Origin of the sequence: Pseudophaeobacter profundi (genome assembly GCF_029697505.1) — a bacterium.
Classification (GTDB): Bacteria; Pseudomonadota; Alphaproteobacteria; order Rhodobacterales; family Rhodobacteraceae; genus Pseudophaeobacter; species Pseudophaeobacter profundi.
This window is the reverse complement of sequence record NZ_JARJEF010000246.1, coordinates 1-274: the sequence shown is the minus strand read 5'-3', so window position 1 is coordinate 274 and position 274 is coordinate 1. Positions and strand designations below refer to the sequence as shown.

At 56.6% G+C, this 274-nt stretch carries 1 protein-coding gene; it reads left to right on the top strand.

The genetic code is table 11. The features are described 5' to 3' along the window. On the top strand, positions 1-274 hold a 274-nt coding region (locus tag P2081_RS20880), incomplete at both ends, for a carbonic anhydrase family protein (RefSeq protein WP_278924703.1).

The following is a 274-nucleotide window of genomic DNA, read 5'->3' as shown; positions in this document are numbered from 1 at the left end:
CTCCGATGCCCCTCGCCACCGTCATGGTGCCGTTCGAGGCGGACTATGTCTCGTACTGGGGCGCCCTCGTCAGTCAGAACTGCCGCCACCCCGTCATGTGGCTTGTGTCAAGGGCCGCGATGGCCATCTCCTCGGAAGATCTGAATTTGTTCAGAGGCCTGCTTAACGTCAACAAAGAAAAGATTACAAAGAATTTCCGAGGGCCAAGCCCGGCTGGGGGGAGAGCTATATTCCACGTTAACCCTTCGTCAGATGTCAACAACCTGCTGTTCCC